Below are 26,637 nucleotides of genomic sequence, written 5' to 3'. Positions count from 1 at the left end.
CGCCGCGTCGCGGAGGATCGCGTTCGCCTCACGCAGCTCACGGTTCTCCCGCTCAAGCCGCCGCACCCGCTCCGACTCGCTCGTCGAGGCGCCCTGCCGTTCGCCGGCGTCGATCTGAGCCTGCCGCACCCATCGGCGCAGCGACTCGGCCCCGAAGCCGAGCCGTTTCGAGACCGTCTCGCACGCGGTCGTCAGGTTCGGGTACTCATCGAGGTGGTCGAGCACGAGCCGGATCGCTCGCTGCTTCGTCTCCTCCGGGATCTGCTTCGGCATGATGACTATCTTCCTTCCAGACTCGAAAGGAACCGGCATCAAACCGGGGACGGTTCACTTCGTGTGCTCCGGGCGGCACTCCAAACGCACCGACTGCACGCGCCAGGCGATGCTCATCGAGGATGTCGAGGAGCTCGTCGAGGACTACTACAGCCGCGTCCAGATCACGCCCGCCCAGCAGGACGCGCTCGCGGGCATGCTCCACCACGAGTTCGACCGGCTCATGGCCGCCGATATCGAGGAACTGGAACGCCTCACCACCAACCGCGACCGGCTCGAAGGCGAGCAAGACCGGCTCATGCAGGCGCACTATGCAGACGCGATCCCGCTCTCAGTGCTCAAGCGAGAGCAGGACCGCATCGTCGCTGAACTCGACCAGGTGACCCGTCGCATCGACGCTCACTTCGGCGACTACGCCGACGCCCGCGGCCACCTCTACGACGCCCTCGGCCTGCTCGCCAACTGCGCCGACATCTACACCCGCTGCGATGACACCAACCGGCGGCTGTGCAACCAGGCGTTCTTCACCAAGATCTACATCGACGAAGACAACGAGCTGCGCGTCGAGCACAACCTGCCCTTCGAGATGCTCCTCGATCCGCAGGTCAACGCCAACGCGCTGACCTGGGCAGACGCACACAAGACCCGAACCTCGACCAACGTTCCTGTTGGCAAGGGTTCGAGCCTTGTGCGTGCGGTGGACCCGGGGGGAATCGAACCCCCGACCTTCTCATTGCGAACGAGACGCGCTACCAACTGCGCCACGGGCCCGGACTGGAACAGCGTATAGGACGCGGGGCCGCTCGGCGAAATCGAGCCGCGACCGCCGCGGCGCGCCCTCGGGAAACGCTGAGCACGCGGTTGTCGATCAGTGTTACCGAACGCTGTTGCATATGGTCATGGACCGAGCGATCCCCTTCGTCACCAGCACCGTCGCCATCGTGAGCGGGCTCGCGCTCGCCGCGATCGTCTTCCTGACGTGGCAGCCGTGCGCCGGTCTCGGGTTGCCCGCGACGGGCGAGCCCGCCGCCGCGTTCGCGGCGATCAGCGATGCCGGCCCCACCGGCTGGATCGGGTCGCTGTGGCCGCTCGCCCTCGTCGTCGCGCTCTACGCCGCGTTCCGGGCGGTCGCGCGCACTGGACCGCCGGGACGATCGCCGCGGTGCCCGTGCTCGTGCTGCTCGCCGTCGCCGCGAACCCCGCGGTCGAGGCGACGCTCCTGGGGCTCCGGGCGGCATCGGCGGGCGAGCCGCCCTGGACGGGCTCGCTCACCGCGCTCGTGCTGCTGCTCGCGGGGCTGCTGATCTCGTCGACGGTGCCGCGCCACGTCGCGACGCGGCGGCCCGACGCCGCGCGCGTGCAGCTCGTGCAGGCCTGAGCCGACGGCCCCGGGGCTCAGCCCACGCGGCGCGCGAACGCCGCGTGCACGTCGACGTCCGCGAGGTCGTCGTCGACGAGGCCCATCGAGGCGAAGCGCGAGCCGCTCGTCGCGGGCGCCCCACGCGCGGGCTGCTCGCGACGGATGGGGTGCTCGTCCTGCTGCGTCTCGAGCGGCTCCTCGGCGCGCACGACCTCGAGCGCCTCGGCTTGCGCGACCGCCTCCCGCACGGGCAGCTCGCGGATGGGCAGCGCGGGCTGCGTCGGCGCGAGCCGGCGCTCCGTCTCGGTCGGCGTCTGGGCGATCTCGCCCGTGACGATCTCGTCGAAGCTCGGCTCGAGCCGCGTCACGCGCGCGACCGGTCCCGAGAGGGCACGGCGGTCGGCGTTGAGCTGCTCGCGGGCGCGCTGCAGCAGGTCGTCGCTCGCCTTGTACTCGACGCGCGCGCGCTGCTCGGGCACCGGCTGCGGCGACCACGAGCGCGACTCGAGCACCTCGGCCGTCGCAAGCCTCCCGATGCGGCCCGACTGGCGCGCCACGACCTGCTCAGCCACCCGCTCCTCTTCCGCGACAGCCTCGGCGGCGACCTTCCGCGCCTCGACGAGCGTGCGCACCTGGGGCGCCGTCGACGCCGCGACCCGACGCATCCGCTGCGCCGACGCGTTGACCGCCACGAGCCCCACGACGCCGAGCACCGCGACGGCGGCGCCGACCGCGACGAGCACCTGCATCGCGGGCACGAGCGCACCGGCGACGACGCCCAGCAGCGCGACGAGCACGAGCGCGAAGCACGCGAGGCGCGTGCGGCGCAAGCGCTGCGTGCGCGACATCGACGACTTCACGGCCGCGCGCACCTCGCGCTCGACCGCCTTGATCTGCTCGTCGAGCTCGCGCGCGCGAGCGACGGCCTTCGCGTGCTCGAGCGCCTGCTTGAGCCGCTGCTCCTTGGCGACGGCCTTCTGCTGCACCGCGACCGTGCGGGCGTCGACCTCGAGCCGCACCTCCTCGGGCGCCTCCTGCGACTCCGCCATGATGCGGAGCGTCTGCTGCAGCCGGATGGCGTTGCGCTCGGTCGCGAGGTACTCGCGCTTCCGCGTCCACACGGGCACGAGGTATGCGACCCAGAGCACGACGGCGACGATGAGGACGAGCGACGTCCCGAGACCTGCGAACTCTGGCATGGCCAGCACGGTATCTTTCCGCGACGGCAAGGCCGGGGAGGCGGCGCGGCGGTTCGCGACGAGTCGCGCGAGGAACTACGCCGAGCGGTCGGCGCGCGGGTCGCCGCCGACCTCGACCGGGTAGACCGAGCGGTCGAACGGCGGCACGCGGCCGGCCAGGAAGCGCTGCAGCACGGGCTCGGGCAGCTCCTCCCGCACGAGCGCGAAGCACAGGTGGTCGCGCCAGTCGCCGTCGATGTGGATGTAGCGGCGGCGGCAGCCCTCGTAGCGGAAGCCGAGCTTCTCGACCACGCGCAGGCTCGCGATGTTCTCGGGCCGGATGCACACCTCGACGCGGTGCAGGCCCATGCCGAGCATGAGGTGATCGGTGACGAGCGCCACCGCGATCGTCGTCGCGCCCCGGCCGGCGAACCGGCGCGCGATCCAGTAGCCGAGCGTCGAGGAGGAGAGCGCGCCGCCCGAGATGTTCGCGACGTTCAGCTGCCCGGCGAACTCGCCGTCGACCTCGATCGCGAAGGCGAGCCCCGTGCCCTCGCGGTCGGATTCGAGCAGCGAGCGGATCGACGACTTCGTGTCGAAGCGGCCGCTCGGCCGCGAGCCCGGCAGCGTCGCCTCCCAGCGCTCGAGCCACGGGCGATTGGCGATGAGCTCGGCCTCGAGCGCCTTCGCGTCGCGCATGCGGATGCCCCGCACGGTGACCGGCCCGTGCGAGAGGCGGGGCGCGCTGTCGAACACGTTCCTGAGCCTAGACGCACGCGTGCGCGCGATCGCTCGACCGGTGGTCGACCCAACAAATAGACTCACCAGCGGAGGCAGCCGGATGGCGACGGTCAGCATGCACGAGGCGAAGACGCACCTCTCTGCGCTCGTCGCGCGCGCCGAGCGCGGCGAGGACATCGTCATCACGAACGCCGGCACGCCGCGCGTGCGCCTGGTGCCCGTGCGACCGGCCGCACGTGCCTTCGGGCGAGTCGCGCTCCACGTGCCGGACGACTTCGACGACGCACTGCCCGAGGACGAGCTCACCGCATGGGCGTGAGGCGGCTCCTCGATCCGTGGGACGACGAGCTGCGCGCCGCCGAACTCGCCGCCCTCCCGATCACGTCGGAGCACGCACTCGTCGCGGGGCGCCTCGAGTGGGATCACCGCGACTCCTTCGACCGCCTGCTCGCCGCGCAGGCACTCGTCGAGGGGCTCGAGCTCGTCACCGTCGATCCGGCGTTCCGCGCCGTGCCGGAGCGCCGGACGCGCGGCTGGTGACCCCCGGGCCGCCGTCGCGGCCGCATCCCATGCCGGGTGCAACTCGGATCGGGCCCGGAAGCATCCCGCGCTAGATTCACCCGCATGAGCGAGCACGAGGACGAGACCGCCGTCGAGGACGCGAAGCGCGCGCTGCGCCGCCGCTTGCGCACCGAGCGGGCCGAGCGCGGCGAGGACTTCGCCGCCGAGCGCTCCGAGGGCCTGACGGCCAACCTGCAGCGCCTCACCGAGCAGCTCGGCGCCCGCACGATCTCCGCCTACCTCTCCCTGCCGCAAGAGCCCGACACCCGCGCGTTCCTGCAGTGGGCGGCGAGCGCGGGCGTGCGGGTGCTGCTGCCGGTGATCCGCGCCGACGGGCTGCTCGACTGGGCCGAGCACGACGGGACCGAGACGGTCGAGGCGACCCTCGGCATCCCCGAGCCCACCTCGGAGTCGCTCCCGCCGACGGCGGTCGAGTCGATCGACCTCATGCTCATCCCCGCGACGGCGGTCGGCCGCGACGGCTCGCGGCTCGGCGGCGGCCGCGGATTCTTCGACAAGACCATCGCCGCCATGGCAGAATGTCCCCCGGTCTATGCGGTCGTGCACGATGAGGAGCTCTTCGACAGCGTTCCCCACGCGGCGTACGACCAGCCCGTCGACGGCGTCGTCACGCAGTCCGGGATCTTCACCACTTCGAGGAGCTGAGCCTTGCCCGTCTACGCCTACGCCTGTGCCGCTTGCGGCCACGCCTTCGACGCACGCCAGAGCTTCGACGAGCCCGCCCTCACCACGTGCGAGCGGTGCGGCGGCGCGCTCCGCAAGCAGTACGGGTCGATCGGCGTGACCTTCAACGGGCCCGGCTTCTACCGCACCGACTCGCGCTCGACGGGCTCGAGCTCGAGCGCTGCGTCGAGCGGCAAGGGCGCGGATGCGTCGAAGGGCTCGAGCGCGAAGGAGTCGAGCGCTCCTGCCAAGAGCGCCGCGCCCGCCGCGACCGGCGGCTCGACCAGCGCCTCCTGACCATGCTCGACGGCTTCAAGAAGTTCCTGCTGCGCGGCAACGTCGTCGAGCTCGCGACCGCCGTCGTGATCGGCACGGCGTTCACCGGCATCGTCACCGCCTTCACCGAGGCGATCATCAACCCGCTGCTCGCGATGGCGTTCGACGCCGACGCGCTCTCGGACGCGACGGTCGGCCCGTTCCGGATCGGCCTGCTGCTCGCGGCGGTCATCAACTTCCTCATCATCGCCGCGGTCGTCTACTTCGTGCTCATCTTCCCGATGGCGAAGCTCAAGGAGCGGATGGACCGTCGCCGCGGCATCCAGCCCGAGGAGCCGGCGGAGACCGACGTCGAGGTGCTGCAGGACATCCGCGAGCTGCTGCGCGCGCAGCAGGCAGGCACCGCACCGGGCGCGTGAGCGGCTCGGCTGCGCCGAGGCCGGCGCGCACCTACGCGACCGGCGCGGGCACGCGGGCCCTGCGCATCCTCGCCCTGCTCTGCGTCGCCGCGATCACCCTCTGGCTGCTGCTGCGCTACACCGCGCTGCCCGAGACCATCCCGACGCACTTCGACGCCACGGGCGAGGCGGATGCGTTCGGCAGCCGGTCGAGCGTGCTCCTGCTCGCGGGCGTCATGGTGGTGCTCGCGGCGCTGCTCGCGTGGCTCTCGACGAAGCCGCGACACCTCAACTACCTCGCCCACCTCACCGACGAGAACGCGCAGCGCGTCTACCGCGAGGGCGAGCGCCTGCTCGTGTGGCTGCTCGCGGCCCTCGTGCCGATCTACCTCGGCCTCCTGCTGTCGATGCTCGGCGGACCGGGCACCGCGCTCGTCGTCGGCGGGCTCGTCGCGATGCCGGTGCTCGTGCTCGTCGGTGCCGTGCGGATGTCGATGGCGTCGACGCCGCGGACCTGACGCGCGTCAGCCCCAGTGCGGCGGGACGTCGCCCTTCAGCCTTGCGTCGTTCTCGCTCGAGGGCTGCTGCGGCTCGGGCTCGGGCCCGCCGGTGTAGCCCGGCACCGGGTCGGTCGTGACGCGGCGGCCGCGCTTGCGGATGACGAGGCGCGCGGACTCCGCGCGCTTGGCTTTCGTCGCCTCGGGCTCCCGGCCGTCAGCGGTCGGCACGTCGGCGGTCACGACCGCGACGCATCCGCCCCGACGAGCTCGGCGATGCGGTCGGCGACGCCCTCGGGGTCGGTGAAGAGCTCGAAGGCGTGCACGCGCATCGTGTGCCAGCCGAAGCGGCGGAGGATCTCGGGCCGCAGCCGCAGCGCCTCGCGCAGCGTGCGGTCGCCGTCGTCGTGGTCGGCCTCGATCGCCGCGCACACGCCGCCGTTCGCGACGACGAGCGGCAGCTGGCCGTCGTAGGAGACGTCGGCGCGGAGGCCCCGCCGGCGCAGGCGCGTCGCGAGGTCGATCATGAGCGGGTCACCGCCGAAGAACGCCTTCCGCGGCGCCTCGGCGGCCGCGTCGAGCAGGATCTCGCGCAGCATCGCCGCGCCGTGCTCGAGCCGCTCGGGGTCGAGCTCGGCCGCGTCGAAGGCCGTGACGATCTGCAGCGCCTTCCGCGCGCGCGTCATCGCGACCGCGAGCAGCCGCTCGCCGCCGGGCTGGCCGAGCGTGCCGAAGTCGACGTTGCGGCCGTGCTTCGTGTGGCCGTAGCCGACCGAGAAGATGACGCGGTCACGGCTGAGCGCCGCCGCGTGCGTGATGTCGACGATGACGAACGGCTCGTCGCGGTCGGCGACCACGAAGTCGGTCAGCTGGCTCGAGCCGGCAAGCGCGGCCATCACGGCCTGCTGCACGCGCACGGCGTGCCGCTCGTTCGCGGTCACGACCATGAGCGACTCCTGCGGCCGCGAGCGCGCGTGCTGCGTCACGAGCTGCACGACGCGGTCGACCTCGCCGTCGGGGCTCTCGACCGTCGCGGCGCCCTGCTGCGGCAGGCCGTGCGCGCCGTGCACGATCGAGGAGATGAGCGAGCGGTGGCCGAGGTACGCGCCCGCCCACGGCAGCGCCTCGATGCGGCCCTCGTAGAAGCGCTCATTCACGGCCGTCACGAGGTCGGCGCCGCCCGTGCGGTACGAGCGGGTGAGGCGCAGCATCGGCAGCACCGCCCCGAGCCGCGAGAGCGCCGACTCGGCGTGCAGCTCGTCGGGCGTCGCGAGCTCCTCGCTCGGCCGCACGCCGAGCGTCGAGATGCCGACGTCGAAGGGCGCGGGCGTCTGCGTCACCGAGTCGCCGACAGCGATGACCTGCCGCGCGCGGCTGATCGCACCGGCCGCCTCGGCGATCGTGATCGCGCCGGCGTCGGCGATCACGACGGCGTCGAAGGGGATGCGCTTGGGCACCCGGTGGAGGTCGTACGGCGACGAGAGCCACACGGGCGCGACCGAGCGGGTGAGGTGCGGCGCGAGCCGCTGCAGCTCGTCGGCGTCGACCGGGCCCGCCTTGATGAGGCGACGCAGCGCATCCGCCTCGTCCGGGTGGTCGTCGACCGCGAGCCGCCAGCCGCGCGCGATCTGGTGCGCGAGCCGGGCGCTCGAGGCGTCGACGTGCGCCTCGTCGACGAGCGCGAAGTCCTGCTCGAGCCGGCGCAGCACGTCGGTGTTGCCGCGCAGCAGCGCGCGCTCCTTCGCGATCATCGACTGCAGCGCCGACTGCCACCACGCGAGGTCGAGCTCGTGCTCGACCTGGTCGTCGGCGACGTGCCGGTCGGCGAAGTCGGCGAGCAGCGCGTCGAGGCCGAGCCGCTCGATGCCCGTCATGAGCTCGGCGCGCTCGGTGATGTTCTGGAGCGCGTCGCTCGGGGCGGCGAGCTCGGCGATGCGGTGCTCGAGCTCGGGCAGCGGCAGGTCGACGCTCTTCACCTCGGGGCTGAGCGCCGCGTCGAGGCGAGCGAGCTTGCCCTCGACCTCGCGGAGCGTCGCGTCGAGCGCGCCGAGGCCCGCGGGCACCGTCGGGATCGAGCCGTCGGGCGCGAACTTCGCCCACAGCCGACGCTGCTGCTGCGCGGCGACGAGCACGTCGTGCAGGTCGGGCAGGTGCGCGCCGGGCCGCACGTACTCCTCGGCGAGCTTCTTGAGCCGGCGCCGCTGCATGCCGCCGAGCGACTGGATCGCCTCGCGTCTCGGACCGGTCGCGGCGATGAGCTCGCCGAGCGGCCGGTCGTAGATCGAGGGCGTCATGACGTCGAGCGTCGCGCGAACGTCGGTGAGCAGCGCGACCTGGATCGCGAGCTCGGCGAGCGTCGCCGCGGGCCGCAGCTTCGTGTCGCCGATCACCTTGCGGGCGCTCGCGACGAGGCTCGCGAGCTCGCCGTCGCCGTCGGTGCCGGCGAGCGCTTGCGCGTCGGCGAGGGCGGCGGATGCGTCGCTGGAGGTCTGGAAGGACGCCCCGTACCAGGGCGTGTCGCTCGGCCCGTACTTGAACTGGCCGAGGGCCGCGGCCTTCCGCATCGTCGCGGCCACGCGCGGGCGGTCGGTCGCGAGCGTGCGGGTCGCCTGCTCGCTCAGCCGCGCGCGCGTCGAGGGCGGCGTCGGGAGCATCGCGAGCCGCGAGAGCTCCTTGAGCGCGTCGAGCACGCTCACCTGCAGCTCGGGATCGACGCGGCGGAGCGCCGTGCGGTAGTCGAGCAGCACCTTCCGGAGGCGCAGCATCGCCTCGTCGATCTCGGCCGTCTCCGGCCGCCCGGACTGCTCGATGCGCCGGATCGCGGCGATGAGGTCGCGGCGCAGCGTCGCCTCGGAGACGGCGAGCGCCTCGAGCTTCGTGCTCGCGAGCCGGTCGGCGATGTCGCGGAGCGTCGCGCGGCGGGGGCTCACGACGAGCACGCGCTTGTCGTCGCTCACGAGCGCGGCGAGCACGTTGACGACGGTCTGCGTGAGGCCCGTGCCGGGCAGCGCCTCGACGACGATCGAGTTGCCGGCGGCGGCCTCGGCGATCACGGCGTCCTGCTCGTGGTCGGCGTCGAGCACGAGCCGGTCGATCTCGGGGTCGCGCTGATCCTGCGGCGTCTCGTCGATGCCGCTGCGGCCCTCGCGCACGCGCCAGCGGGCCTGCTCGTCGCCGCGCACGGCGTCGAGCACGTCGTGCGGCGCCTGCTGCAGGTCGACGGCCATCGGCTCGCCGACGTCGGCGAACGTCGAGGCGAGCAGCCGCGCCTCGACGGTGAAGCCGGGCACGTGGGCCGCAGCCTGCCGCACGGCGTCGAGCACCGCGTTGGGCGTGAAGGTGCCCTCGCCCGAGCCGAGCTCGATGAGGCGGCGCTCGTCGAGCTGCACGCCGTGGTGGCCGCGCAGGATGCTCGCGAGCCGCGGGTTGACGAACGGCTGGCCGAGCAGCTGCAGCTCGAAGTCGCGACCGCGGCGGCGCACGATGAGCGGGCGCAGCAGCACCGGCCCGTAGACCTCTCGGTCGCCGTGCGGGAAGCGCGCCATGCCGATGCCGAGGTGGACGGCGTCGATCGAGCGGGCGGCGGCGAGCTCGATGCCCTTCGAGGCGATCGCGGCGGCGGCCGAGCGGGCGGCGCGCAGCGCGAGGTCGTCGCGGATGAGGCTCGACAGGGCCGTCGGGCGGCCGGTGATGAACTGCGCGAGACCGCCCGGATGCGTCGCCGAGAGCTCGATGCGGGTCGCGGTGGTGTCGATGAAGTCGGTCAGCGGGCTCCGCCCGCCCACGCGCCGCAGCGCATCCGCCCATCCGGCCCACTCGCCGTCGCGACGGCTCACGGCGGGCTCGGGCGCGACGACGGGCGCCTCGCCCGTGAGCGAGCGATCGGGTCCGGACGCCGGCTCGACGGCCGGCTCCGGGGTCGCGGCGTCGACGGGCTCGTCGCCCTGGAACTCGATCTCGTCTTCGCGCACGCAGTCACGATAGCCGCGGGGTCCGGCGTCGGCCGGGTGACACTGCGGGAAACCCGCGAACTGCCGCGGCAGCTGGCCCTCTCGGCGCAGCGGCCCGGCCCCGGCGTGCGCGCAGAGTTCCGGCACTCTGCGATTCTCGGCGTGCGCTCGCGCAGAGTTCCGGCACTCTGCGATCCTCGGCGCGCGATCACGCAGAGTTCCGGCACTCGGCGATGCCCACGGCGGCGCTCCGGCGCTCCGCGCGCAGGAAGGTCGCGCCCTAGAACCAGGCGTCGCCCGTGCGGCGCGTGTAGACGGCGCGCAGCCAGCGGCCCGCCTTGTGCCAGAGCTTGTAGCGGCCGTTGAGCGGCAGCTCGAACGTCGGCATGTACTTCACGGGCTCGGGCGCCCACGCGGTCTTGAACGTGTAGAGGCCGCGGATGTCGCTCGTCTCCCACTCGGCCGGGTCGGGGACGTTCGCGAGCTCGTAGAGCGTGACGCCCTGCTCGTGGAGGTCCTGCATGATCTTCCACTGCATGAGGTAGGGCGCGAAGATCTTCGCGTTCTCGCGGATCGAGCCCGCGTCCTTGTACCAGGCGGTGTCGCCGAAGCGGATGACGAAGGCCATCGACTGCACCTCGCCCTCGTACTCGGCGACGTAGAAGTGGCCCTGGCCGACGGTCTTGTAGACGTCCCAGATGCGCTGGAAGTACTCGGGGTGGCGGAAGTAGCCGCCGGAGCGCTCCTTCGTCTCGCCGATGAGGCGGTGCATCTCCGCCTCGTTCTCGGCGGTCATCTCGGTCTTTCGCACCGTCACGCCGAACTTGTTCTCGGCGGCGCGGTAGCTGTTGCGGGCGCGCTTCTTGAAGCGCGCGGCGACCTCGTCGAGCGAGCCCGAGAGGTCGACGGCGACGGCGTGCTGGTACTGGCTCGAGGCGGCGCGCACCCAGCCGTTGCGCTCGAACGCGGCGATGAGCTCGGGGTCCTCGGTCTGGAACGTCTCCATCTTGAGGCCGAACCAGCGCTTCGGGTAGGCCTTCGCGCGCGCGGTGATCGCGTCGACCGCGGCGGCGTCGATGCCGCTCACGCGCGGGAGGAAGAGGATGCGTCCGGCGAGCGGCGCCGAGCGCTCGAAGAGCTGGATCGGCAGCTCGCGCGAGCCGCCACCCGTCGTCGGCACCGTCACGACGTCGCGGAGCGCCCGCCACGGGCTCTCCTCGCGGGTGCGAGCCCACGCATCCGACTGCATGTAGTGCGCGCGCGGCTGGCCCTCGAGCACCTGCGCGTCCCACGCGACCCCGTCGGTGGCCTTTGCGGGCGTGGGCTCGGTCGCGGTGATGCTCATGCGGTCGCTCTCGGGTCGATTGGGGGGCGGATGCGGTGGGTCGCGCGGGGCGCGCCCCTGCGCGATCGCGCCGCCCTCGATGGTACCCGCGCCGAGCGCCCGCGCCCGGCTCACACCGGCTTCGTCGCCTTGCCGTCGAGCCAGAGCGTGTCGCTCTCGTCGCGGTGCGAGCCGCTCGAGCCGACGTGCTTCGCGTCGATCTGCGGACCCTTCTTGATGACGTGCACGAGCGCCATGCCGTGACCGCGCCCGAGGCCGTAGTCGGCCTGCAGCCACTCGAGGATCTGGCCCGCCTTCACGTCGGGGCCGTCGAGGCCGCGCTCCTTCGCGAGCTCGAGGAGCTCGCGGGGTGTGCGGCCGGTCTTGTCCTCGATCGCATCGAGGTACGCCTGGAACGACATGCAGGCATTCTGCACGCCTCGAGCCCGCGCGTCACGCCCCGTCTCGCTGCGCGCTCAAGAGCAACATCGTTGTACCTCAAGGACCGCGCGCACCGCACCGCGAGCGGGCCGCGCTCGCTGGGCTCCATGACGATCGCGCAGGGCATGGAGGGTGGCTCTGGAGACGAGGGCGTGCGGCTGCGCAGCCTGCTCGAGGAGCTCCAGCACTTGGGCCCTCGACCGCGGTCCGGACCGATCGCAGCGCTGCACCAGCAGCTGTGCGCCGAGGTCGAGGCGATGCTGCAGACCCGGCGAGACGCTCGCGATACGCGCCGCTCGGCTTGACGCGGCGCGCGGCCGTCGACGACCCGGGCCTTCGCGGGCGGACGTTCGGTCGCTGACATGCTCATGCGCCCGCCCTCGGGTCGATGGAAGCGGATGCGGTGGGCCCTGAGTCGCGACCGCACCGCGCCCGGTGGTCCCATGGTCTGGTCGCCGCGATTGCGGGCCTTGCACACGACCTGCCGGGCAATGGTCAGCGGACGAGCCGCTGGATGGCCTGCGATGCCTCTCTGATCTTCTCGTCGGCCACGTCGCCACCCGAGCGAGCGGCATCGGCGATGCAGTGCCGGAGATGATCCTCGAGCAGCCCCACGGCGACGTTCTCCAGGGCGCCCGTCAGGGCGGAGATCTGCGTGAGGATGTCGATGCAGTACCGCTCCTCGTCGACCATCCGGTGGATGCCTCGAGCCTGCCCCTCGATCCGCCTGAGCCGAGCGAGGTATCGATCCTTGTCGGTGATGTAGCCGTGCTCTCCCTCGTCGCACTGCGAGAGGCCCTGACCGGGTTCCTTCATGTTCGCCTCTCGCTCTGTCGTGCTCATCGCTGGAGCACTGCGTGCGCAGTGGACTCGGGCCGCAGGTCCAGGCGGCGCAGGAGCTGCGCGTTGAGCGCGACGATGATCGTGGAGAGCGACATCAGGATGGCGCCCACTGACATGGGCAGCACGAATCCGATGGGGGCGAGCACGCCCGCCGCGAGCGGAACGGAGATGAGGTTGTAGCCCGCCGCCCACCAGAGGTTCTGCTTCATCTTCCGGTACGCGGCGCGCGACAGCTCGATCACGGAGAGCACGGAGCGCGGATCATCGCTGGCCAGGATCACTCCGGCTGACGCGATCGCGACATCGGTGCCGGCGCCGATCGCGAGTCCGACGTCGGCCTGCGCGAGTGCCGGAGCGTCGTTCACACCGTCACCGACCATCGCCACCTTCCGCCCCTCGTGCTGCAGCTCCTGCACCTTCGCCGCCTTGTCCTCCGGGCGCACACCCGCGAAGACCCGGTCGATGCCGAGCTCTTGCGCCACCGATTGCGCGACCGCCTCGGCGTCGCCCGTGATCATGACCACCTGGGCGCCGAGCGCGTGCAGCGCGTCGATGGCCTGTCGGGATTCCGAGCGGATCTCATCCGCGAGCCGCAGCGCACCGATGACCGCGCCGTCCTGGACGACGTGCAGGATGATCGCCCCCTGGGTGCGCCACTCGTCGGCGATGCCGAGCTCGCTCGCGGATTCCTCGGCGAGCATGTAGGGGCCGCCGACGCGGACGGTCGTCCCGTCGACCCTGGCCGTCACGCCGACGGCCGGGGAGGATGAGAAGTCGCTGCTGCGCGGCACCACGAGGCTCTTAGCGGCGGCGGCCCGGACGATGGCCTTCGCGAGCGGGTGCTCGCTGTCTGCCTCCGCGGCCGCCGCGAGCGCGAGCACCCGATCCGCGTCGTGGCCGTCGACGACGGCGACCTCGGCGACCGTCGGCTCGCCCTTCGTCAGCGTGCCGGTCTTGTCGAACAGCACGGTGTCGACCGTCCGCATGCTCTCGAGCGAGAGGCGGTCCTTCACGAGCACCCCGCCTCGCGCCGCTCGCTCCGTCGCGATCGAGACCACCAGCGGAATGGCGAGGCCGAGCGCGTGGGGGCACGCGATGACGAGCACGGTGATGGTGCGAATCACGGCCGCATCCGGAAGCCCCACGACCGACCAGACGAACGCCGTGATCGCTGCCGCTGCGATCGCGAACCAGAACAGCCAACCCGCAGCGGTGTCCGCGAGGCGCTGCGCGCGGGAGGAGGAGTTCTGCGCCTCCGTGACCAGCCGCTGGATGCCTGCCAGCGCGGTGTCGTCGCCGGTCGCCGTCACCTCGATGCGGATGCCCGAATCAGTCGCGACGGTACCCGCGGTGACGGAATCGCCGACCGCGCGAGTGACGCTGCGGGATTCTCCGGTGACCATCGACTCATCCATGGCGGCCCGGCCGTCGACGATCCTGCCGTCGGCCGGCACGCTGCCGCCCGGGCGGACGACGACGACGTCGCCGACGACGAGATCGGAGGGGGACACCACGACCACGATGTCGCCCTCGACCCGGTGCGCCTCATCCGGCAGCAGGGCGGCGAGCGAGTCGAGCGCGGAAGTGGTCTGCGCGAGGGAGCGCATCTCGATCCAGTGCCCCAGCAGCATGATGACGATCAGCAGCGCGAGCTCCCACCAGAAGTCGAGCTCGTGGTGCAGCACGCCGATGCTCGCGCCCCAGGAGGCGACGAACGCCACCGTGATCGCGAGACCGATCAGCAGCATCATCCCCGGCTTGCGCGCGCGGATCTCGCTCAGCGCACCGACGAGGAACGGCTTGCCGCCCCACACGTACATCACCGTGCCGAGCACCGGGGAGACCCACGCGAGCCAGGAGACGTCCGGCAGCTCGTAGCCGAGCACCATGGCGAACATGCCGGAGAGCGCCACGGTCGGGATCGCCAGGACGAGCATGATCCAGAACAGTCGACGGAACTGCCCGACGTGATCACCGTGATCGCCGTGAGCGCCGTGACCGCGGTGCTGCTCGTGCCCGCCGTGCTGCTCGTGCCCGCCGTGGCCGGCGTGCGAGTCGTCGACGCGAGCCTCGCGGACAACGGCACCGTCGGTCGCTGCGGACGCGTGCCCACCCATCCGATCGTGCGCACCATGGGACTGATGCTGGGGGTGCGCGGTACCCTCGGAGGGATCCGTCGGGTGGCCTTGATGCGCGTGCGGGTGGGTCATGGTCTCATCCTCTCGAGTTCGAGGAAGCCGTGCCGGACCTCTCTCGCAACAGGTCCGGCACGACGCGGCTCAGGCTACGGAAGCGTACTTCGCGGGATCGGCGTCGAAGAGCGGTCCGCAAGCGGCGCAGCACAGGTAGTAGCGCTCGCCGTCGTGGTCGCGGACGAGGCCGGCGGCCTCGGCGTCGCCCTTCAGGATCGTGCTGCCGGGCATGACCGGGCACTCGGCGATGTCACCGGCCGCGGCACCCTTCCCGTGCGCATCGGCGCTGTGGCTGTGGCTGTGAGCCGCGTGGTCGCCGGCGTGGTCATGGTTGCCGTGGCTGTGAGCCTCGTGGTCGCCGGCGTGGTCATGGCTGCCGTGGCTGTGGTCGTGACCGGTGTTGCACATGGAGTTCCTCTCAGTGATGGGTGGTGACGACTGCCGACCGAGCTGCAGGCTCCGGCTCGGTCGTGGCTGTCGGTGTGGGGTCCACCGCCTCGCTCTTGAAGCGGCGGAGGCGGAGGCTGTTGCCGACGACGAAGACGCTGGAGAACGCCATCGCCGCGCCGGCGAGCATGGGGTTGAGCAGGCCGAGCGCCGCGAGCGGGATCGCCGCGACGTTGTAGGCGAAGGCCCAGAACAGGTTGCCCTTGATGGTGCCGAGCGTCTTCCGGGAGAGCCGGATGGCGTCGGCGGCGCTGCGCAGGTCGGCGCGGACGAGCGTGAGGTCGGATGCTTCGATCGCGGCATCGGTACCGGTGCCCATCGCGAGACCGAGGTCGGCCTGGGCGAGGGCAGCGGCGTCATTGACGCCATCGCCGACCATCGCGACGGACTTGCCCTCTCGCTGCAGCTGCGTGATGACGTCGACCTTGTCCTGCGGCAGCACCTCCGCGATCACCGAGGTGATGCCGACCTCGGCCGCGATCCGCTCGGCGACCGCCTGGTTGTCGCCGGTGAGCAGCACCGGCGTGAGCCCGAGGCGCTTGAAGTGCGCCACGGCGGCCGCGCTCGTCGGCCTGACGGTGTCTGCGACGACCAGCACGCCGCGCGCCTGACCGTCCCAGCCGGCGGCGATCGCGGTCTTCCCCTGCTGCTCGGCGGCGTCCTTCGCCTCAGCGAGATCGGCAGGCAGATGCATGGACCAGTCGGCCAGCAGCGAGGGGCGTCCGACGATCACCGCATGTCCATCGACGACGCCCTGCACGCCCTTGCCCTCGATGTTCGTGAAGCCTTCCGGGGTGGACAGTGCGCCGAGCTCCTGCGTGGCGGCCTTCGCGATGGCCTGCGCGATCGGGTGCTCGGAGGCGTCCTCCAGCGCGCCGGCGAGACGCAGCAGCTCGCTCCGGTCGGTGCCGACGGCGGTGTGCACATCGGTGAGCGTCATCTTGCCCGCGGTCACGGTGCCGGTCTTGTCGAGCACGATGGTGTCGATGCGGCGCGTGGACTCGAGCACTTCGGGTCCCTTGATGAGGATCCCCATCTGCGCGCCGCGGCCGGTCCCGACCAGCAGCGCGGTCGGGGTCGCGAGCCCGAGGGCACATGGGCACGCGATGATGAGCACGGCGACGGCGGCGGTGAAGGCGGCCGCCGCGGGGAACCCCGCCCCGAGCCAGGCGCCCAGTGTGCCCACGGCGATGACGATCACGATCGGCACGAAGATGCCGGAGATCTTGTCGGCCAGGCGCTGCACCTCGGCCTTCCCGGACTGCGCGTCCTCCACGAGCTTCGCCATCTGGGCCAGCTGCGTGTCGGAGCCGACGCGCGTCGCGCGCACGACGAGTCGGCCGCCGGCGTTGACGGTGGCTCCCGTGACGGTGTCGCCCTCCCCGACCTCGACGGGCACGGATTCGCCGGTCAGCATGGAGGCATCGACGGCCGACGTGCCGGAGATGATGGTGCCATCGGTGGCGATCTTCTCGCCCGGCCGGACGACGAACTCGTCGCCGACCACGAGATCCCTGGTCGGGATCCGGATCTCCACGCCATCGCGGAGCACTGCGACGTCCTTCGCGCCCAGGTCGAGCAGCGCGCGCAGCGCGGCGCCGGCCTGCCGCTTCGAGCGCTTCTCGAAGTAGCGGCCAGCCAGGATGAACATCGTCACTCCCGCGCCGACCTCGAGGTAGATATTCGCGGCACCATCACTGGGTGCGACGGTGAGCTCGAACGGGTGCGTCATGCCGGGTATGCCCGCGGTGCCGAAGAACAAGGCGTAGACCGACCACAGCAGTGCGGCGCTCGTCCCCATCGAGATGAGCGTGTCCATCGTCGCGGCTCCGTGCCGCAGGTTCGTCCACGCCGCCTTGTGGAACGGCCACGCCGCCCACACGATCACCGGCGCTGCCAGCGCGAGCGAGAGCCACTGCCAGTACGTGAACTGCAGCACCGGCACCATAGCCATCGCGATCACCGGAACGGTGAGCACGACCGAGCCGATGAGCCTGTGCCGCAGGCTCACGAGCTCCGCATCCGGCGCCTCGATGTCATCCTCCGCCGCCGAGGACTGCACCGGAGCAGGAAGCGCTGCGGTGTAGCCGGTCTTCTCCACCTCTGCGATCAGCACCGCCGTGTCGAAGTCTTCGGGTGCCGAGATCTTGGCCTTCTCGGTCGCGTAGTTCACGGTCGCGGTGACACCCTCGAGCTTGTTCAGCTTCTTCTCGATCCGCATCGCGCAGGACGCGCATGTCATCCCGCCGATCTCCAGCTCCACGCTGGAATCCGCGGCCGTCGGCTGCAAGTCGGTCATGAACGTCTCCTCGTGAGTGCACCGGGCGCAGCGCGCATCCGGAGCGGATTCCTAGTCAGTGCTCGTCGTGCTCAGTGTCGCGGTCGGTGTCTTCCGGACCATCAGTGCCAACGGGTTCCTCCGTGGCGACCGCGGTGTCTGTTGAAGCGATCGCGTCGAGCACGAACTGCGCGGTGTGCACCTGTCCATCGACCTGGAAGTCGAGATACAGCAGGTACCGGCCGGCGGTCGGCGTCTCTGCGGTGAATCCCACGTCCGGGCCCGCGACATCCCCGGGCTGCGGCTCGTCGCCGTGGGCATGCACGTGCATATAGGCGAGGTCGCCCTGTCGGAGCGCCACCAGATGGCCGAACGCTCCGAGGTACGGTTCGAGGTCGGTGACGGGATCACCGTCTCGGGTCACTTCGACGCTCAGGTCGCTCGCACCGCCCGCCGCGAGCTCGCCGGTGATCGTCACGTCGAAGCCGTCGACGGTGTCGCGCTTGCTGACGGCGGTCGCAGGCTGTGGCTCGAGGACGCCCGCGACGTCGACCACGCGCGAGAGCGTGACGGCTGTGCTGTCAGCGGTGACGAAGTCCGCGTACGCCCGGTAGCTGCCAGCGCTGTCCCAGCTCCACGGCAGCGACCAGGTCCCTGTCGTCCGATCGAGCTCCGGATGCACGTGACGGTACTCGCTGCCGTCGGCGCGGACCGTGATCAGATGCAGGTCCTTCCCGTGAGCGGTCTCGAACTCGGTCAGCGGTTCGCCGACGCGGTCGAGGATCTGGAACGAGAGCGAGCCCGTCTCGCCCGTCGCCGCAGGCGCTTCGATCGGCCCGATCGTGAAGCCCGATCGGGCAATGGTCGTGCCGGTCACGCCCACCTCCTGCGCTTGCTGCGGGGCTCGCGACGGTGTCGCCACACCGGCGGCTGGATCACCGTGACCGGCCCGGCTGCCGTGTGACCAGCTCTCGACAGCGTCATCGGGAGCCAATGCGCCGGCGATGGTGAACGTCGCACCGAAGGCGAGCACGAGGCCAGCTCCGTACATGCCCAACCGGGCCGGTGCATTCATCGCAGCGGGGCTGCCTCATAGCCAGCCTCGTCGACCGCGGCGAGGATCGCTGCGTCGTCGATGGACTGCGAGCCGGTGACCACCAGCCGGCCGGTCTGTGCACTCACCTCGACGTTCTCGACCCCCGCAACCTGCTCGACTTCCCCGCGGATCGCGACCTCGCAGTGGCCGCAGGTCATGCCGGTGACCTTGAACTCGGAGCTGCTCATGGTGTCTTCCCTCTCGCTTGACAAGGTACCCCTGGGGGGTATTGATTTGCCTTGACCATATACCCGGTCGGAAATGCGGTCAAGGAGTGACCATGAAGTCGATGCTCGAGCCTGACGTGCTGATCGTTGGAGCCGGGGCCGCCGGTCACTCGGCAGCGGTGATGTTGCGCGACCTCGGCTTCGCCGGCTCTGTGCACGTCGTCCATGGCGAGCCGCATCCGCCATACAACCGCACCCTGGTCGACAAGGGGATCTTGCCCGGCCTGCTCACCGTGGGACAGGCTGCGCTCAAGGATCTGTCACCGCTCGGTGTCGAGCTCGAGCAGGGGCGCGCAACCGCAGTTGACGCAGATCGGTGCGCCGTCCGCCTGCAGGACGGCCGGACGCCGACCTACCGCGCCCTGCTGCTCGCGATGGGGAGCACGCCACGGCCGCTGCTCGACCGCGAACGGACAGGCGTCTTCCAACTGCACAGCGCGGACGACGCCATGCGGATCCGCGACCACGTCGGCGGTGATCCAACGGGGCGCACCGTGACGGTGCTCGGCGCCGGGCTGGTGGGGTCGGAGGTCGCGAGCTACTTCGCCACGGCAGGAGCCGACGTGCATCTGGTGGCGCGATCCGACGTGCCACTCGCGCGTGTGCTCGGGCGCCCGATCGCAACGCGGCTCAGCGACCTGCACGCCGAGCACGTCACCGCGCACTTCGGCCGTGCCGTGATCGTCCTGCCGCCGTCGGGGTCGCGAACCCGCGTGCGGCTCGACGATGGCAGCGAGCTGCGCTCTGAACTGGTGATCGTGGCCCAAGGGACAGCGCCCGATACGTCATGGGCGTCCAGCGATGCTGAGGGCATCAGGGTCGACGACCGCCTGCGGTCGATTACGATCCCCCGGGTGTACGCGGCCGGCGCGGCCTCAGCGCACACGATGCCGGACGGCACATTGCGCCGCATCGACCACTGGGACGACGCAGTTGCGCAGGGCGCCCATGCCGCGCGGACGATCATGCACGATCTCGGTGAAGGTGAGGACCCGGGCCCGTATCGCCCGGTATCCGGCTTCAGCTTGCAGGTGCACGGACTGTCGATCATGGGTGTCGGCGCCGCGGCTCCGGATCCGGTCATCGATACGGCATCGTCCCCCGACGGCAGCCTCATCACGACCTTCCGTGACAGGGAGGGCAATCTGACGGGCGCGGTCGGGCTCTCGACCGCACCCGAGATCCTCGCCATCAAGACCCAGCTCGCGGGCGGCCGGTAGGCACCGACCGCACCGCGGCCTGCGCTCAGGGGATGAGTGACTGCCAGGTCTGGCCGAGGTCACCGGTGCGCTGCAGTCCGGACTCGGTCGCCACGATCACCTCGCCGTCGGGCAGGAGTGTGAGGGCGTGGATCTGCTCTGGAGTCGTGCCCTCGGCCGTCCACCGCTGCGCAGGGCCGGATCGCCACAGCGTGCCGACGAGGTCGACACCGATGACCGTGTCCTCGGAGCCGGCGAGCAGCACCAGGGGCGGGGCGCCCTCGACCGGCTGGAAGCTCTGACCCATGTCGGTGCTGACGCCGAGACCGGCGATGCTCGTCATCAGCAGTCCGTCGCTGGTGGCCAGCAGGTCGTAGGGTTCCTCGGCGGCGCCCTCGCGCCAGGACACGCCCATATCGTCGCTGATCAGGATCTGACCCGCGTGCGCACCGACGACCGCACCCGCGAACCGGTCGTACGTGAGCGCGTGGAAGTCGGCCACGCCCTCGAGCGCCACGGCCTCCCAGCGCTCGCCCTCGTCGGAGCTCCTGATCAAGCCGAGGTTCGGCCCCTGCAGATGCTGTGGCCCGGAGGCTCCGGGATGGCCGGAGGCGAGCAGTTCACCATTGGCGCGGGTCAGGCCCATCAGGTCGATGACGTGCTCGCCCATTGGGCCGACCACATCACCGGAACCGAGGTCGACGGTGAACAGTCCGTTGTGGGTGCCGACGAGCAATGACAACCCGTCCTCGCTCGGGATGAGCTTATGGATGTGGTTGTCCGTCGTGAGGGACGCCGCGGTCGCGCCCGTGGCGGCGCACGCAGTGGCGGCCAGCACGATCGCGGCGGAGAGCGCAGCGGCCGCACCGACGCGCCGGCGGCTCGGTGATCGATGATGCTGCACAGACCCATCCTTCTCGAAGCGGTTGCTGAAAGGGGCGGGGGCGCCGGCGCCCTACTCGGCATCAATGCCTGCATGCTGCAGGAGCAGATCCTTGCGCCAACCACGCGGTCGATGCTGCAGTCAGCTCGCGCACTGGCGCTCTGCCGGCTCCTCATATGCCGGCACGGGACGAGCCTCGGCCTCTTCCTGCGTGCTCGCCACGCCATTGGTCTCGATGTCTCCGATGAGCCAGTCCATCTCGAAGATCTCCCGCCGCTGCGCCTCGCTGATCTCGACCGCCAGCTCGCACACCCGCACGTCTTCGATGCCGGCGCGCTCGGAGCGCGTGATGGCAAGGGAGTGGTGCGGGATCATCGCGCTCATGAAATCAGTGTCATCGACCGTGGCCTGCGTGCGGTCGAGGACGATGCCACCCCCGAGCAGCAGCACGCTGACCGCGATCACCGCGATGTTGCCCTTCGGGTTCTTGTACATCCGCAGCATCCACGCGAGCATGACGAGCGCCATCGCGCCGCCCATCGTCAATGCCATGAACAGGCGGCTCTCGCTCCAGCGGACGTGGCCCCACTCCCAGGAGCCGGCGTACATCGCCCCGTACATGATGACCATGCCGGTAAGGATCATGGCGGCGAAGCGGAGGTATGCCTTCGCACCGGTGCTGGACTGATGCTTGTCCTCGACGTGACCTCCTCGCTCATGCTGGTACTCATCGTCGTGCTTCATCGTCGCCATGATCGGCACTCCCTTCTCGTCTTCGCACCGACGCCGAAGACTCCCGGTCTCCGGCTCATAGGCTGGAACCGGCGGTTCCTGGGCCATCGGAGCTCATGCCGTGGGCATGCCTCCACCATCCCACGGAACGAGCGACCCGCCAGCGCCGAGTGTTCGCGGTGCAGGCTCGCCGGTCGATGTCGCCGCAGCTGTTCGGACCGGGCTCCAGCATGGTGCTCTGGCTGCAGATAGGCGAGGTGAACCTCGAGTAGCACTCGAGTGACAGCGTCGCCCTGTCGCGCGGGGGCTTCACCAGCGTGCCCCAAGCGCATCTGCGAGGGCAGCTCGCTCTCGCGCGCCTCTTGCGCTCCTGATCGCCAGCGCGGCGACTTCGGCGCACTTGAGCACATCAGCACGGGTTGCGCGCAACCGTTGGCGAGGCTCCCGCCTGCGCAGGCGATCGCGACATCGGTGCGTCGGCCCGCGCAAGCGGGGCGTCGTTGCCTCCTTCGCCGCCCTGCCCACTGCTGGGGCCTCCGCAACTCGTCCCTTCGCGTCAAGCCAGCGAGCGCAGTCACCTTCGTAGAACCATCGCTGCGAGCGGAGACGCTGGAGGGCGGTCGCTTCAGCCGAGCGCGGCCAAGAGATCGGCGCACGCGCGCTCACAGCGTCGGCACGCCTCCGCGCACACGCGGCAGTGCTCGTGCATCTGCGCGTGCTGCTCGCACTCATCCGCGCAAGCCTTGCACGCCGCCCGGCATGCCTCCAGGAGCGCGCGGATGACGGCTGCGTCGGAACCGGTCTGACGCGAGAGCACTCGGCCCGTCGTCTCACATACGTCAGCGCAGTCGAGGTTGATCCGGATGCACTTGGTGAGCTCAGCGACCATGTCCTCCGCCAAGCAGGCGTCAGCACATGCCGTGCATGTCTGTGCGCACTCGAAGCACGCCTCGATGCAGGCTGCGAGCGCTTGCTTGTCGATGCCGCCGAGATCGCTCGGGTAGGTGTCGAGCATCGCTTCTACGTGGTGAGTCATGGTTCTCTCCTTCTAGCGTGGTGAGTGATGCAATCCATCCAACCCACCGGGGCGGTGCTCGTCACCCTGTAAACTCACAGGGTCCGTTCCCACTCGGGCGCCCAAGCCACCCAGGTGGCGAAATCGTTACCCATCCGTTACATTTGAGCGGTTCGCGCGCTCTTCGACTGCCTGGAGCGTCGCATGCGCCGACAGCTGGTGCGGCTCGCGAACCCCGCCTGACGCCGATCGAGGACCCGCCCAGCGTGACCAACCCCGCCCCAGAACCGTCGGTCGAGTCGTGCGCTCCCACCGAGGGCGCAACCACCCGCCGAGCGCTGCGCGAGCGCGAGCGTGCCGCCCAAGCCATCGCCATGACGGGCGCCGAGGCTCGCGCGAGTGCACGAGTCACCGTGCGTCACGGCGCTCCGCCCCTCTACACGACTCGTGCGGCGCTGCGAGCGCGAGCAACGCAGACCGCGCGTGAGCTGCACGTCACCATGGCGGAAGCCGTCCCGGCGCAACGGGCGGCATCGGCCCCGAACCCCGCTCTCGGCGCCGACGAAGCCCCGTCGGCGAGGGCGCCGGCCCGACGCCCCGTGCGGCTGACCGCGCGCGAGGTACGGCAGACGCCCCACGCGTCCCCACGCCCGCGGCGCATCGGGAGCGCTCGAGGAATCGCGAGGAAGGTCACCGCTGCGAGCGCGCTCGCGTTCATCGGAGCACTCGTCGTGGTGACGACGCTCCCGGCGCAAGCGATGCAGGCGCCCGACCGGCTCGATCCCCAGGTGGCATCGATCGAGCCGGAGTCGCAAGAGCTCGCACCGATCGATGCCGAGGGCGAGACCGTGTTCACGCGCGACGACATCATCGTCACCGATCCCGTCGCGGCCGCCACGATCTCCGACGACGAGCTCGCGCGGTACCAGTCGGTGGCCGATGCAGAGCCCCGCGGATCCTCCTACGGTGGCGACCCGGCGCTGCCCGACGTCTGGAGCATGCTCCGAACGGATTACGTGCAGAGCCCGTTCCCGGGCCTCGCGCAGCTGCGGATCACGAGCCCGTTCGGCAACCGGGCCGGTGGATTCCACGGAGGCACCGACATCGCGCCGGGACTCGGCACCGAGATCCGACCGATCGCGAACGGCGTCGTCTCCGAGGTCTGGCAGGGCGACAACCCCGGTGGCGGCGGATACGTCGTCTTCATCGATCACAACATCGACGGCCAGTTCGTGCAGTCCTGGTACGCGCACATGGTGCCCGGCTCGATCCAGGTCGAAGTGGGTCAGGTCGTCGACGTCACGACCGTCATCGGCCAGGTCGGGAACTCCGGCCGCTCCACCGGTCCCCATCTGCACCTCGAGCTGAAGAACGCGGACTACGTCTCCTTCGACCCGATCCTGTGGCTGCAGACTCGAGAGCTCAGCCTCGAGCGGCCCTGAGCGACCGCTGCCCCGGCTGGTCGTTGCACGTCAGGCGTCCGTGATCGACGTCTCGACGTCGAGCTCCTCGCGGTTTCGTCGCGTGGCGCGGAACTGGCGCAGCTCGAGCTCGATCGGGAGGTCGGCGATTCCTGGCCCTCCCGATCGGACGTACTCGCAGAGCGCCGCGTTGACATCCGAGTCGTTCACGTCCCCGATCCACACCGGCTCGCCCTCCGATGCCGCGGCCGCTGGGACGACGACCACGACGTTCGAGTGCTCGCAGGCATCCAAGCACTTGCTCGGCGCGACCTGCGCCGACCGCCCGACCAACTCCCTCGTCTCGCGCAGGAGTCCGACGTGGTCCACGCCGGGATGCTTCGCTCGACTTCCGCAGTCGCCGCCCCTGCACACCACCACGGTGAGTGCGTGCCCGTCAGCTGCACGCTGCCGCCGCTTGTTCCTCGCGCGTGTCATGACGACACCGTATTGGTCGTGGCTGGTCAGCGGCACGCTGGCGGACCTCATAGGCTCACCCGGTAGCGTCTCCGATGCAGATCGGAGGAGGTGGCCATGGATGCCTTGCGCAGCATGACCATGCCCGCTCCGATCCGAGCCCGCACGATGCTCGCCATGGCGGTCGCCGTGGCCGCGGTCATCGCGGGCCTCCTGGCCATGCACGTGCTCGGCGGTGGATCGCACCATTCCCCGCACGCGAGCGCGCCCGCGGTCGTGCACACGACGGCGGCGGCAGAACAACCTGCTCCCGTCGGGCTCGATTGCGGCATGGTGGCATGCGATGAGCTCGGTCTGATGGTGGTGACTTGCGTCATCGCCCTACTGGCCGTCGTGGCGCTACTTCCGCTGGCCCGCGTTCGATGGACGATCCGGGCTGGCGCGCCGCCTCTGCGAGCGACTGCTGCTGCAGCTCGTGCAGTGCCGGGACCGTCCCTCATCCTGCTCTCGATCAGTCGGACATGATCGCGCGACTCGGTTGCCCTGTGCATCCGAGCTCCGAACCGACCATGCTCCACCACTGAAAGAGATGCAAGACATGACCATGAGGTTCCGCGCGCTCGCACTGAGCGCCGTCGCGATCCCGCTGGTGCTCACCGGCTGCGCGACCAGCAGCAACCCGGCTCCGAGCAGCGAGCCGACGACCCCTTCCGCCTCCGCGACGGCGCAGGCGGCCTTCAACCAGGCCGACATCGTGTTCGCGAGCGGCATGATCGTGCACCACCAGCAGGCGATCGACATGTCGGAGATGGTGCTGGCGAAGGACGATGTCGATCAGGGCGTCCTCGAGCTGGCAGAGCGGATCCGAGCCGCGCAGCAGCCGGAGATCGAGACGCTCGAGGCGATGCTCGCCGAATGGGGAGTGGATTCGTCTGAGCACGCCGGCATGGATCACGGCGGTGACAGCGGGATGATGTCGGAATCCGACATGGCACTGCTGGAGGAAGCCCCGGGGCCCGAGGCGTCGCGGCTCTTCCTCGAGCAGATGATCATGCACCACGAGGGCGCCGTGGAGATGGCGCGCACCGAGGTGACCGACGGCCAGGACGCCGAGGCGGTCGAGATGGCCGAGCGGATCATCGCCGACCAGTCCTCCGAGATCGCCGAGATGGAGTCGATGCTCTCCGAGCTTTGACCCTTCGCTGATCGGGGCGGCCGGTGTCGCCGCCCCGATCAGTCGTGCGGGCGGTGACGCCTGCCGCCGCGCCGCCATGCGCGCTTCAGCTTCCGGATGCCACGAAGGACACATCATGCCCACCAATATTCGAATCGGTCGCCGCCTGCTCGCGGCCGCCGCCCTCTCGACCTCGATCGGCGCTCTCGCCTCCTGCGCCGCGCCCCCACCCTCGGTTGCCCTCACCGAGGACAATCACGTGCACGAGCTCGCCACCAGCCCTGACGGCCAGTCATTGCTGGTCGCGACGCACAACGGACTGTTCACCGTCGACCTCGCCGACGGTGATGTCCGCGGTCCCGCCGGGGACCTGAGGATCGACCTCATGGGGATGGCTGTCGCCGAGCACGCTCTCCTCGCGTCGGGCCACCCCGGCACGAGCGGACCTCAACCCCTCCGCGGCCCCAATGTGGGCCTCATCCGCAGCGACGACCTCGGCGAGAGCTGGGATGCCGTCTCGCTCGAGGGTGTGGCCGACTTCCACGCGCTGACCTACGATCCGAAGGCGGAGACGATCGTCGGATCGCACGCCGGACAGCTGCTGATCAGCGAAGACATGGGTGTCAGCTGGCGCGAGGGCGCTGCCGTCGACACGTACGACCTGCTCGCCGCCGACCGAGGCCTGCTGATGACGAGCTTCGCCGGGCTCTCGAGCAGTCTGGATGGAGGCGGGACCTTCGAGCCGGTTGCCGATGCCCCGGCGCTCGTGCTGCTGGGCGGCTCAGGCGACGCCATCGTGGGCGTCGACCAGCAGGGCGCGCTGTGGGAGTCCGGTCCTGACGAGGCGTGGCGCGCGATGGGAACAACGCCGGAGCAGGTTTCCGCGCTCACGCTGCTGCCCGATGGCGACGTCGTGGTCGCTGGGGAGTCAGGACTCCAGCGCACGAGCGACCAGGGACAGACCTGGCGTCCGTTGCAGTCCTGACCGCTG

General features: G+C 70.7%; 31 protein-coding genes and 1 tRNA gene. 13 read left to right on the top strand and 19 right to left on the bottom strand.

Annotated elements, in window-relative coordinates:
* The 4 genes from H508_RS0112990 to H508_RS0112975 all read right to left on the bottom strand — a co-directional run.
* Nucleotides 1-273, bottom strand: a 273-nt coding sequence (locus H508_RS0112990; RefSeq protein WP_026374370.1) for a transposase, incomplete at its 3' end; no start/stop codon positions are given.
* Complete coding sequence (locus H508_RS17605; RefSeq protein WP_169514183.1) at nt 206-562, bottom strand: hypothetical protein; 357 nt, start codon at nt 560-562, stop codon at nt 206-208. The genes H508_RS17605 and H508_RS0112990, both read right to left, overlap by 68 nt.
* A gap of 42 nt (nt 563-604) precedes the next feature.
* Complete coding sequence (locus H508_RS17725) at nt 605-844, bottom strand: hypothetical protein (protein ID WP_211220872.1); 240 nt, start codon at nt 842-844, stop codon at nt 605-607.
* Between the two features lie 127 nt (nt 845-971).
* Nucleotides 972-1,044: transfer RNA gene (locus H508_RS0112975), tRNA-Ala, on the bottom strand.
* Nucleotides 1,045-1,435: 391 nt separating this feature from the next.
* Between H508_RS0112975 and H508_RS0112965 the strand changes: the two genes are divergently transcribed.
* Entirely contained in the window at nt 1,436-1,651 is a 216-nt protein-coding gene (locus tag H508_RS0112965; protein WP_026374368.1) for a hypothetical protein, read from the top strand.
* A 17-nt stretch (nt 1,652-1,668) separates the two neighbouring features.
* Here H508_RS0112965 and H508_RS16955 read toward each other — a convergent pair whose 3' ends face one another.
* Both H508_RS16955 and H508_RS16405 read right to left on the bottom strand, forming a co-directional pair.
* Nucleotides 1,669-2,832 (bottom strand): hypothetical protein, encoded by a 1,164-nt coding sequence (locus H508_RS16955; protein WP_051223451.1) that lies wholly within the window; start codon nt 2,830-2,832, stop codon nt 1,669-1,671.
* 75 nt (nt 2,833-2,907) lie between these two features.
* The gene (locus H508_RS16405; protein ID WP_245569533.1) at nt 2,908-3,567 is read right to left on the bottom strand and encodes a GNAT family N-acetyltransferase; all 660 of its coding nucleotides are present in this window, start codon (nt 3,565-3,567) and stop codon (nt 2,908-2,910) included.
* An 85-nt stretch (nt 3,568-3,652) separates the two neighbouring features.
* Between H508_RS16405 and H508_RS0112950 the strand changes: the two genes are divergently transcribed.
* From H508_RS0112950 to H508_RS0112925, 6 genes are all read left to right on the top strand, one after another.
* Nucleotides 3,653-3,871, top strand: coding sequence for a type II toxin-antitoxin system Phd/YefM family antitoxin (locus tag H508_RS0112950; protein WP_026374367.1), 219 nt, complete (start codon nt 3,653-3,655; stop codon nt 3,869-3,871).
* A complete protein-coding gene (locus H508_RS16400; protein ID WP_026374366.1) occupies nt 3,862-4,092 on the top strand; it encodes a type II toxin-antitoxin system VapC family toxin in 231 nt (76 codons plus the stop codon). The genes H508_RS0112950 and H508_RS16400 overlap by 10 nt, the downstream gene beginning before the upstream one ends.
* A gap of 84 nt (nt 4,093-4,176) precedes the next feature.
* A complete protein-coding gene (locus H508_RS0112940) occupies nt 4,177-4,779 on the top strand; it encodes a 5-formyltetrahydrofolate cyclo-ligase (protein WP_026374365.1) in 603 nt (200 codons plus the stop codon).
* Nucleotides 4,780-4,782: 3 nt separating this feature from the next.
* Nucleotides 4,783-5,094, top strand: a complete 312-nt coding sequence (locus H508_RS0112935; protein WP_026374364.1) for an FmdB family zinc ribbon protein — start codon at nt 4,783-4,785, stop codon at nt 5,092-5,094.
* A gap of 2 nt (nt 5,095-5,096) precedes the next feature.
* Nucleotides 5,097-5,492: a large conductance mechanosensitive channel protein MscL gene (gene mscL / locus H508_RS0112930; RefSeq protein ID WP_026374363.1), complete on the top strand. Its 396-nt coding sequence runs from the start codon at nt 5,097-5,099 to the stop codon at nt 5,490-5,492.
* Nucleotides 5,489-5,989: a DUF1648 domain-containing protein gene (locus H508_RS0112925; protein ID WP_026374362.1), complete on the top strand. Its 501-nt coding sequence runs from the start codon at nt 5,489-5,491 to the stop codon at nt 5,987-5,989. The genes mscL and H508_RS0112925 overlap by 4 nt, the downstream gene beginning before the upstream one ends.
* Nucleotides 5,990-5,995: 6 nt before the next feature.
* Here the strand turns inward: H508_RS0112925 and H508_RS0112920 are convergent, their stop codons facing one another.
* From H508_RS0112920 to H508_RS0112885, 6 genes are all read right to left on the bottom strand, one after another.
* Nucleotides 5,996-6,211: a hypothetical protein gene (locus H508_RS0112920; protein ID WP_026374361.1), complete on the bottom strand. Its 216-nt coding sequence runs from the start codon at nt 6,209-6,211 to the stop codon at nt 5,996-5,998.
* Nucleotides 6,208-9,939: a hypothetical protein gene (locus H508_RS16395; RefSeq protein WP_051223449.1), complete on the bottom strand. Its 3,732-nt coding sequence runs from the start codon at nt 9,937-9,939 to the stop codon at nt 6,208-6,210. The genes H508_RS0112920 and H508_RS16395 overlap by 4 nt, the downstream gene beginning before the upstream one ends.
* Before the next feature lie 259 nt (nt 9,940-10,198).
* On the bottom strand, nt 10,199-11,263 hold the full coding sequence (locus H508_RS0112910) for a lipid II:glycine glycyltransferase FemX (RefSeq protein ID WP_156906085.1): 1,065 nt from the start codon (nt 11,261-11,263) through the stop codon (nt 10,199-10,201).
* Nucleotides 11,264-11,373: 110 nt separating this feature from the next.
* Nucleotides 11,374-11,664, bottom strand: coding sequence for a DUF4287 domain-containing protein (locus tag H508_RS0112905; RefSeq protein ID WP_026374359.1), 291 nt, complete (start codon nt 11,662-11,664; stop codon nt 11,374-11,376).
* 514 nt (nt 11,665-12,178) lie between these two features.
* A complete protein-coding gene (locus tag H508_RS0112890; RefSeq protein ID WP_021009501.1) occupies nt 12,179-12,499 on the bottom strand; it encodes a metal-sensitive transcriptional regulator in 321 nt (106 codons plus the stop codon).
* A gap of 23 nt (nt 12,500-12,522) precedes the next feature.
* Nucleotides 12,523-14,463, bottom strand: a complete 1,941-nt coding sequence (locus H508_RS0112885) for a heavy metal translocating P-type ATPase (protein ID WP_245569539.1) — start codon at nt 14,461-14,463, stop codon at nt 12,523-12,525.
* A 30-nt stretch (nt 14,464-14,493) separates the two neighbouring features.
* On the opposite strand from H508_RS0112885, the gene H508_RS17890 reads away from it, so the two are divergent.
* Nucleotides 14,494-15,153, top strand: a complete 660-nt coding sequence (locus tag H508_RS17890) for a hypothetical protein (RefSeq protein ID WP_245569540.1) — start codon at nt 14,494-14,496, stop codon at nt 15,151-15,153.
* On the opposite strand, the gene H508_RS0112875 is transcribed toward H508_RS17890, so the two are convergent.
* The 3 genes from H508_RS0112875 to H508_RS0112865 all read right to left on the bottom strand — a co-directional run bounded on the left by H508_RS0112875 (nt 15,137) and on the right by H508_RS0112865 (nt 18,727).
* Nucleotides 15,137-17,464 carry a heavy metal translocating P-type ATPase gene (locus tag H508_RS0112875; protein WP_026374355.1) on the bottom strand — a complete coding sequence of 776 codons (2,328 nt, stop codon included), beginning with the start codon at nt 17,462-17,464 and terminating at the stop codon, nt 15,137-15,139. The two genes, H508_RS17890 and H508_RS0112875, sit on opposite strands and share 17 nt — an antisense overlap.
* A gap of 55 nt (nt 17,465-17,519) precedes the next feature.
* Nucleotides 17,520-18,320, bottom strand: a complete 801-nt coding sequence (locus H508_RS0112870; RefSeq protein WP_211220871.1) for a hypothetical protein — start codon at nt 18,318-18,320, stop codon at nt 17,520-17,522.
* Between the two features lie 194 nt (nt 18,321-18,514).
* Nucleotides 18,515-18,727 carry a heavy-metal-associated domain-containing protein gene (locus H508_RS0112865; RefSeq protein WP_026374353.1) on the bottom strand — a complete coding sequence of 71 codons (213 nt, stop codon included), beginning with the start codon at nt 18,725-18,727 and terminating at the stop codon, nt 18,515-18,517.
* A 92-nt stretch (nt 18,728-18,819) separates the two neighbouring features.
* Between H508_RS0112865 and H508_RS16950 the strand changes: the two genes are divergently transcribed.
* The gene (locus H508_RS16950; protein WP_051223447.1) at nt 18,820-19,986 is read left to right on the top strand and encodes an NAD(P)/FAD-dependent oxidoreductase; all 1,167 of its coding nucleotides are present in this window, start codon (nt 18,820-18,822) and stop codon (nt 19,984-19,986) included.
* Nucleotides 19,987-20,011: 25 nt separating this feature from the next.
* Here the strand turns inward: H508_RS16950 and H508_RS16380 are convergent, their stop codons facing one another.
* The 3 genes from H508_RS16380 to H508_RS0112840 form a co-directional block, all read right to left on the bottom strand.
* Entirely contained in the window at nt 20,012-20,869 is an 858-nt protein-coding gene (locus H508_RS16380) for a WD40/YVTN/BNR-like repeat-containing protein (protein WP_021009508.1), read from the bottom strand.
* 120 nt (nt 20,870-20,989) lie between these two features.
* Complete coding sequence (locus H508_RS0112850; RefSeq protein WP_211220870.1) at nt 20,990-21,592, bottom strand: DUF305 domain-containing protein; 603 nt, start codon at nt 21,590-21,592, stop codon at nt 20,990-20,992.
* 613 nt (nt 21,593-22,205) lie between these two features.
* Nucleotides 22,206-22,616: a four-helix bundle copper-binding protein gene (locus H508_RS0112840; RefSeq protein ID WP_026374351.1), complete on the bottom strand. Its 411-nt coding sequence runs from the start codon at nt 22,614-22,616 to the stop codon at nt 22,206-22,208.
* A 710-nt stretch (nt 22,617-23,326) separates the two neighbouring features.
* Here H508_RS0112840 and H508_RS17600 point away from each other — a divergent pair.
* Nucleotides 23,327-24,037, top strand: coding sequence for a M23 family metallopeptidase (locus H508_RS17600; protein WP_026374350.1), 711 nt, complete (start codon nt 23,327-23,329; stop codon nt 24,035-24,037).
* A gap of 30 nt (nt 24,038-24,067) precedes the next feature.
* Here the strand turns inward: H508_RS17600 and H508_RS0112830 are convergent, their stop codons facing one another.
* Nucleotides 24,068-24,493: a hypothetical protein gene (locus H508_RS0112830; RefSeq protein ID WP_026374349.1), complete on the bottom strand. Its 426-nt coding sequence runs from the start codon at nt 24,491-24,493 to the stop codon at nt 24,068-24,070.
* Between the two features lie 96 nt (nt 24,494-24,589).
* On the opposite strand from H508_RS0112830, the gene H508_RS0112825 reads away from it, so the two are divergent.
* From H508_RS0112825 to H508_RS16375, 3 genes are all read left to right on the top strand, one after another.
* Nucleotides 24,590-24,997 (top strand): DUF6153 family protein, encoded by a 408-nt coding sequence (locus H508_RS0112825; RefSeq protein WP_026374348.1) that lies wholly within the window; start codon nt 24,590-24,592, stop codon nt 24,995-24,997.
* Nucleotides 24,998-25,076: 79 nt separating this feature from the next.
* On the top strand, nt 25,077-25,667 hold the full coding sequence (locus H508_RS0112820; protein WP_084155336.1) for a DUF305 domain-containing protein: 591 nt from the start codon (nt 25,077-25,079) through the stop codon (nt 25,665-25,667).
* A gap of 115 nt (nt 25,668-25,782) precedes the next feature.
* Entirely contained in the window at nt 25,783-26,631 is an 849-nt protein-coding gene (locus tag H508_RS16375) for a WD40/YVTN/BNR-like repeat-containing protein (protein WP_051223443.1), read from the top strand.
* The last annotated feature ends 6 nt before the right edge of the window (nt 26,632-26,637 follow it).

It is taken from the genome of Agrococcus lahaulensis DSM 17612, from assembly GCF_000425105.1.
GTDB lineage: Bacteria > Actinomycetota > Actinomycetes > Actinomycetales > Microbacteriaceae > Agrococcus > Agrococcus lahaulensis.
Note: the sequence above shows the minus strand (reverse complement) of the source record. Positions and strands in the feature narration are given on the sequence as shown.